The sequence below is a fragment of the Microvirga sp. P5_D2 genome, from assembly GCF_054049475.1.
This window is the reverse complement of record NZ_JBFUMH010000219.1, coordinates 1-6,903: the sequence shown is the minus strand read 5'-3', so window position 1 is coordinate 6,903 and position 6,903 is coordinate 1. Positions and strand designations below refer to the sequence as shown.

The window sequence follows — 6,903 nt, the reverse complement described above, 5'->3', positions numbered from 1 at the left end:
GCGCACCTCCGGGTCGCGCCCCAGATTGCCCACCAGGATTACCTTGTTCACACTGCCCGCCATCGGAGCCTCTCCTCAATCACATGAGGGTGTTCTGGGGCCTTGGGGGCCGGGCGACAAGCCGGACCGATCATTCTGTCCCCAGATTAGATTTTGCCACATTCCCTAACGCAAGGCGCATAAAGGAAAGATGTCTTCCGCACATTCTGGACGAGCCGGACGCCCAACGGAAAAGGCGGCAGGGGGAGTCAAGTTGCCTGCCGGGGGTTACCTTGCCATAGCGCKCAATTCTTCAAGTGCCCGGGTGCAGCCTGCCGTATCGCCGGCTTTGTCGGCCTTGCGCGCTTGTGCCAGCAAAGCCAACGCGGCTTTTGCCCTGGAGCCGTCACCGATTTTCTGTTCCGTATTGGCAATAGAGCCCGGAGTGGGCTGATGATGCAGCATGGCGCCAGTGCTTTCAGGAGCAGCTGCCCCGCTTCCAGCTCGGGCATCGATGCGAGCATCGACCTGTGCCTGGGCCTGGTCGATCATCGGCGCGCAGGGACCGGCGAGAGCGGAAGAAAACGGAAGCATAGTCACGGCGAGAGCCACAAGAGTCAGCGTGCGAAGAATCATGACTTTTCTCCCACCAAGCTATTCGGGCCGTATCGCTCACCTGATGGCGGGCGTGGAAGATGTATGCGCGCACAAGCATACAGGATGGGGCCTCGACTCCTCAACCTTCCTGTTGCGTGACGTACCCTATTTGTTCTAGGATTTCACACCTGGAATCATCCGCCGCATTGCATCGGCGGCAGATGCATCACATATCCCGGGACCGGCCTTTCACGGCCGCCTTCCCCTCATATAAGGCTTGAAGCTAGGCCATGGCTAAACTCGACGATCTGTTCAACCGCGCCAAGGCGGGAGACCCGAATGCGCGCGTGATCTCCGTGCGCGGCGCGCGGGAGCACAACCTCAAGAACGTCGATCTGATGGTCCCCCGGGACCAGTTCGTGGTGTTCACGGGCCTGTCCGGCTCGGGCAAATCCTCGCTCGCCTTCGACACCATCTATGCCGAGGGGCAGCGGCGCTATGTGGAATCGCTGTCGGCCTATGCCCGTCAGTTCCTGGAGATGATGCAAAAGCCGGATGTGGACCAGATCGACGGCCTGTCGCCCGCCATCTCCATCGAGCAGAAGACCACTTCGAAGAACCCGCGCTCGACGGTGGGCACGGTCACCGAGATCTACGACTACATGCGCCTGCTCTGGGCGCGCGTCGGCATCCCTTATTCCCCCGCCACGGGCCTGCCTATTGAGAGCCAGACCGTGAGCCAGATGGTGGATAGGGTGCTCGATCTGCCGGAAAAGACGCGCCTCTTCCTGCTGGCCCCCGTCGTGCGCGGCCGCAAGGGCGAGTACCGCAAGGAAATCGCCGAGTTCCAGAAGAAGGGCTTTCAGCGCCTGAAGATCGACGGCGAGTATTACGCCATCGACGAGGCCCCTGCCCTCGACAAGAAGTTCAAGCACGACATCGACGTGGTGGTGGACCGTATCGTGGTGCGCGCCGACATCGCCGCGCGCCTGTCGGAATCCTTCGAGACTGCGCTCGAGCTGACGGACGGCATCGCCGTCATCGAATATGCGGATGAGAAGGACGAGAAGGGCAAGCCCAAGCGCATCGTCTTCTCGTCCAAGTTCGCCTGCCCGGTTTCCGGCTTCACGATTCCAGAAATCGAGCCGCGCCTGTTCTCGTTCAACAACCCGTTCGGCGCATGCCCCACCTGCGGCGGCATCGGCCACGAAATGCGCATCGACGAGGCGCTCGTCGTGGATGAGACGCTGTCGCTCAAGCGCGGCGCGATCATGCCCTGGGCGAAGTCCACCTCGCCCTATTACGGCCAGACGCTGGAGGCTCTCACCCGACACTACAAGTCGTCCATGACGAAGCCCTGGACCGAGTTGTCCGACGCGGTCCGCGAGGCAATCCTCTACGGCTCCGATGGCACTGCAATCCGCATGGCTTATGACGACGGACTTCGCGCCTATGAAGTGCGCAAGCCTTTCGAGGGTGTGATCCCGAACCTGGAGCGCCGCTACAAGGAAACCGAGAGCGATTGGGCGCGCGAGGAAATCGGCCGCTTCATGAGCGAGACGCCCTGCGAAGAGTGCGGCGGCAAGCGCCTGAAGCCGGAAGCTCTCGCGGTGAAGATCGCCGGTTCCGATATCGGCGACGCCACGGCCCTGTCGGTGAAGGATGCGCATGAGTGGTTCGGCAATTTGTCGAAGAAGCTCACGAAGAAGCAGAACGACATCGCGGGCCGCATCCTCAAGGAAATCCGCGACCGCCTGACCTTCCTCGTCGATGTGGGCCTGGAATACCTGACGCTCGCCCGTGCCTCCGGCACGCTATCGGGCGGCGAGAGCCAGCGCATTCGCCTCGCTTCGCAGATCGGTTCGGGCCTCACCGGCGTTCTCTACGTGCTCGACGAGCCATCCATCGGTTTGCACCAGCGCGACAACGACCGTCTCCTCGGGACCCTCAAGCGCCTGCGCGATCTCGGCAACACCGTGATCGTGGTGGAGCACGACGAGGACGCGATCCTGCAGGCCGATTACGTGTTCGATATCGGCCCCGGCGCCGGCATCCACGGCGGCAAGATCGTCGCCGAGGGAACACCGGACGAGGTGATGGCGAACCCGAAGTCGCTTACCGGCAAATATCTCACGGGCGAATTGTCCGTGAAGGTGCCGGGCGAGCGCCGTAAGCACGACAAGAAGCGCATGCTGAAGGTCGTGGGCGCGAAGGGCAACAACCTTAAAGATGTGAGCGCGGAAATTCCGCTCGGCACGTTTACCTGCATCACCGGTGTCTCGGGCGGCGGCAAGTCGACCCTTGTCATCGACACGCTTTACAAGGCTGTCGCGCGCAAGCTCAACAACGCGCTTGAGCATCCCGCTCCGCATGACCGCATCGAGGGGCTGGAGCATCTCGACAAGGTCATCGACATCGACCAATCGCCCATCGGCCGCACGCCGCGCTCGAACCCGGCCACTTACGTCGGCGCCTTCACGCCGATCCGCGAGTGGTTCGCAGGTCTCCCCGAAGCGAAGGCGCGCGGCTATCAGGCGGGCCGCTTCTCGTTCAACGTGAAGGGCGGACGTTGCGAGGCCTGCTCCGGCGACGGCGTCATCAAGATCGAGATGCACTTCCTGCCGGACGTCTACGTGACCTGCGATGTCTGTAAGGGCAAGCGCTACGACCGCGAGACGTTGGAGGTGAAGTATCGCGAGAAATCCATCGCCGACGTGCTCGACATGACGGTGGAGGAAGCGCGCGAGCTGTTTAAGGCCGTGCCCTCGATCCGCGAGAAGATGCAGACGCTTGCCCGCGTCGGTCTCGACTACGTGCATGTGGGCCAGCAGGCGACGACACTCTCCGGTGGTGAAGCCCAACGCGTAAAACTCTCGAAGGAACTGTCGAAGCGCGCCACGGGCCGCACGCTCTACATTCTCGACGAGCCGACCACGGGCCTGCATTTCCACGATGTGGCGAAGCTCTTGGAGGTGCTGCACGAGCTGGTGGATCAGGGCAACACCGTGGTGGTGATCGAGCACAATCTCGAAGTCATCAAGACCGCCGACTGGGTGATCGACATGGGCCCCGAAGGCGGCAATGGCGGCGGCCAGATCGTGGCGCAGGGCACGCCCGAGGACATCGCCAATTCCAAGGACAGTCACACCGGCCACTTCCTGAAGGAAGTGCTCGCCCGCAGGCCCCTGAAGAAAGCGGCTCCGGCCAAGGAGACCGCGAAGGAAACTACAAAGAAGCCGAAGAAGGTGACACGGCAGGCGGCAGAGTAAATCGCCGCCTCTCGCGCCGTACCTCTGATTTCTCTGCACAGCTTCAACCTACCGCCAAAGACCCAACGCCCCGCCTTGAAGCCGCCCCCGTCCACCGGATGATGGCGGTCTTTCATGGCGGAGGAGACAATGGGCTCCAACGATGCGGCCTTTGCCGGCTCGATTCCTGCGATTTACGAACAATATCTTGGTCGGCTGATGTTCGAGCCCTATGCGGCCGACATCGCCGCAAGGCTCAAGGACATCGCCAAAGGCAGGGTTCTGGAAATTGCGGCTGGCACCGGCATCGTCACAAGGGCGCTGGCGAAAACGCTGCCCAAGACGGTCGAGATCGTCGCGACCGATCTCAATCAGGCGATGCTCGATCTTGCCGCCAAGAACCTCGATGCGCCCAACGTGACCTGGCGACAGGCCGATGCCCAGGCGCTTCCCTTCGACGACGACAGCTTCGATGCTGTGATCTGCCAATTCGGCGTAATGTTCTTCCCCGACAAGTCGGCGGCCTATCGCGAAGCCTTGCGGGTTCTGAAGCCCGGCGGGCTTTACATATTCAATGTCTGGGACCGGCTCGACGCCAATCAGGTGAGCAAGATCATTTCCGACACAGCGGGCGCAAGCTTTGCCGATGACCCGCCGAAATTCATCGAGCGGGTGCCCTTCGGCTATTTCAACCACGACGCCATTCGCCGCAGTCTTCAGGAGGCCGGGTTCGGGCGCATCGACATCGATGTGGTCGAGAAGGTCAGCCAGGCCTCCTCCCCGCTTCATGCGGCAACCGGCCTCATACAGGGCACGCCCCTCCGCATGGAGATCGAGGCTCGCGGGCCGGATCGCCTGGAGGAGATCACCCAAAAGGCCGCAGCGGCGCTGAAAGCCAAGTTCGGCGATGGTCCCTTCGAGAACCGGATGAGCGCTATCGTGGTGACGGCGCAGCCTTGAAAGCTATCGCCGATATCAGGCCGAAATCACGATGTTCCGACCGTAATCCTTGGCCTTGTAGAGAGCCGCATCGGCCTCCTGCAGCAGAACATCGACAGCGGCTCCGGACAAGGATGTGGCGCATCCGATGCTGACCGTCACATGGGTCTCGGCCCCCAGCACGGTGCAGCCTGCCGTGGAGATGGCATGGCGAATGGCATCCGCCACGGCGATGGCCTCGCTGCTGTTCAGCGCCAAGATCGCCGCGAATTCCTCCCCGCCCAATCGCCCAAAGGATCGCGCCGGAAGATGCCGTGACAACACCTCTCCGAAGGATCGCAGAACACGATCGCCGGCATCGTGACCGTAGCTGTCATTGACGGCCTTGAAGTTGTCGAGATCGAACAGAAGGCATGTCACCGGTTGTCCGTTTCGCTGCTCGATCAAACGCGTGGCATGCTCCATAAAGGCCCGGCGATTGGGCACGCCCGTCAGGGAGTCGACGAAGGCTTCCTGCTTGTAGCCGTACTCGACCTTCTCCTTCGCCATCGACAGGAAGATAAATGCCATTGTTGGGGTAAAGACCACGAGGAACAGCGCCAGTTCCGATGACCAGCGGCTTGCGAAGGCATCGATCCAGGGGATCGACGTAAGGGTTATGCCGAGCCATCCGCGCAGGAAGCTCAAAATTCCGAGCCCCGCCAGAAGCATGACGGCGACACGTTGGGATGCCAGTGGCTGCGGGGCGTGTTTCCAGAGCTCCCAGGCCGAGAACGACGCGTAGACGCCGGTGAGAAAGGCGACGAGCATCAGGCGGGCCTGAGGCATGTCTATGATGAACGGGAAAGCGACGACCCACACGATAGCGCCGGCCACAGCCGGCAGCATGACGCCCCGGCGTCCGTTGAACCTCATGCATCCGGCATAGAGCGCCCCATGGGAGAGTACACCCAGCGCGTTGCCCACCAGTAGCGACGTGGGTGTGCCGGAGATCTTGCCGTAATTGACCAAACCAATGCCAAGGCAGATCAGGCAGAAAGCACCTCCCCACCACGCCAGAGCCTCGACTTTCCGGTTCAGCCGCCAGGAGAAAACGAGCAGAATCCCGAGCACAGCCGAGRGCAGGACGAAAGCGACATGAAGGGTGGCGGGATCAAGCTTCATCGAGGCTGGGATTGGGGGTTATCGTGTCGATGCACATTCCCTTTGGGAATACACTTTGCTGCTATGGGGTGCTTTTCCTATAAAGTCCAGATTTCAGGCCTATAACCGGGGGTGATATCTGCCGAGGTCAAAAGGTCACAGGGTCGCCTGTTCTGACCTTGTATCTATATGGAGCGGAACAGTAGACTGCCGCCATGAAACACCATCTGCTCATGGTCGGAGCCCTGTGGCTCGCTTCTGGGTCAGCGGCTTTGTCGGCCTCACTGTGTCCGCCGGGCTTCGATCTTCTGCAAAATTCGGATACCTGCGTCCGGGTCAGCGGCCGCGTCCGCGCTGAAACGATCCTCGGCTCGTCCCATAGGCAAAGCTCGGACACGACCCGCATGAGAACGACAGGCGAGGTTCGCCTTGATGTCCGCAAGCCTACTGAATATGGCCCGTTGCGAGCCGTGATCGGCGTGAAAGGTGTGAACCGTCTGAACTAAAAAAACCCTCGGCATGGGTTCTCTTTGCCGAGGGTTTTGGAAGGCACGATGCCGGACTTATYGCGGCTTCGTATTACCGTAGGAGCCAGGGTTCGTCGTTTGCGAGCCGCTGGCATTCGGCACTGGCGGAACCGTTCCGATTGCGCCTGTCGCAGAAGGTGCCTGAACAGCCGGGTTGTTCGCCGTTGAGCCGTAGTTGCAGGGATTAGTCGCCTGCGAACCACTGGCGTTCGGAACCGGAGCACAGGTACCGGTCACACCAGGAGCGACCGTGTTCATGCGGTCAGCAGGGGCTGCCGTATTACCGTAGGAACCAGGGTTCGTCGCTTGAGAACCGCTTGCGTTCGGCACCGGCGGCACGGTCTGAGCCAGCGCACCTGCAGTACCGAAAGCAAGCAAACCAACAGTCGTCAAAATAATGCGTCGCATATGATTTCTCCGTGAGGAGGCATCGACAGGATTGCGCCGTGCCTTCAAGACGGGGGCTAACG

5 protein-coding genes and 2 pseudogenes are annotated in these 6,903 nt (G+C 61.3%); 3 read left to right on the top strand and 4 right to left on the bottom strand.

The window, feature by feature from the left end:
* A pseudogene (locus ACXJKO_RS28595) lies at positions 1–63 on the bottom strand (single-stranded DNA-binding protein); the annotation flags it as partial.
* Between the two features lie 204 nt (positions 64–267).
* Positions 268–615, bottom strand: coding sequence for a hypothetical protein (locus ACXJKO_RS28590; RefSeq protein WP_457094424.1), 348 nt, complete (start codon positions 613–615; stop codon positions 268–270).
* Positions 616–866: 251 nt separating this feature from the next.
* On the opposite strand from ACXJKO_RS28590, the gene uvrA reads away from it, so the two are divergent.
* Both uvrA and ACXJKO_RS28580 read left to right on the top strand, forming a co-directional pair.
* Positions 867–3,845: an excinuclease ABC subunit UvrA gene (uvrA, locus tag ACXJKO_RS28585; protein ID WP_457094423.1), complete on the top strand. Its 2,979-nt coding sequence runs from the start codon at positions 867–869 to the stop codon at positions 3,843–3,845.
* A 114-nt stretch (positions 3,846–3,959) separates the two neighbouring features.
* The gene (locus ACXJKO_RS28580) at positions 3,960–4,784 is read left to right on the top strand and encodes a class I SAM-dependent methyltransferase (RefSeq protein ID WP_457094422.1); all 825 of its coding nucleotides are present in this window, start codon (positions 3,960–3,962) and stop codon (positions 4,782–4,784) included.
* Positions 4,785–4,799: 15 nt separating this feature from the next.
* On the opposite strand, the gene ACXJKO_RS28575 is transcribed toward ACXJKO_RS28580, so the two are convergent.
* The gene (locus ACXJKO_RS28575; protein WP_457094421.1) at positions 4,800–5,927 is read right to left on the bottom strand and encodes a diguanylate cyclase; all 1,128 of its coding nucleotides are present in this window, start codon (positions 5,925–5,927) and stop codon (positions 4,800–4,802) included.
* Positions 5,928–6,121: 194 nt separating this feature from the next.
* Between ACXJKO_RS28575 and ACXJKO_RS28570 the strand changes: the two genes are divergently transcribed.
* Positions 6,122–6,412: a porin gene (locus ACXJKO_RS28570; protein ID WP_457094420.1), complete on the top strand. Its 291-nt coding sequence runs from the start codon at positions 6,122–6,124 to the stop codon at positions 6,410–6,412.
* Positions 6,413–6,469: 57 nt separating this feature from the next.
* Here ACXJKO_RS28570 and ACXJKO_RS28565 read toward each other — a convergent pair.
* Positions 6,470–6,903, bottom strand: a pseudogene (locus ACXJKO_RS28565) (hypothetical protein); the annotation flags it as partial.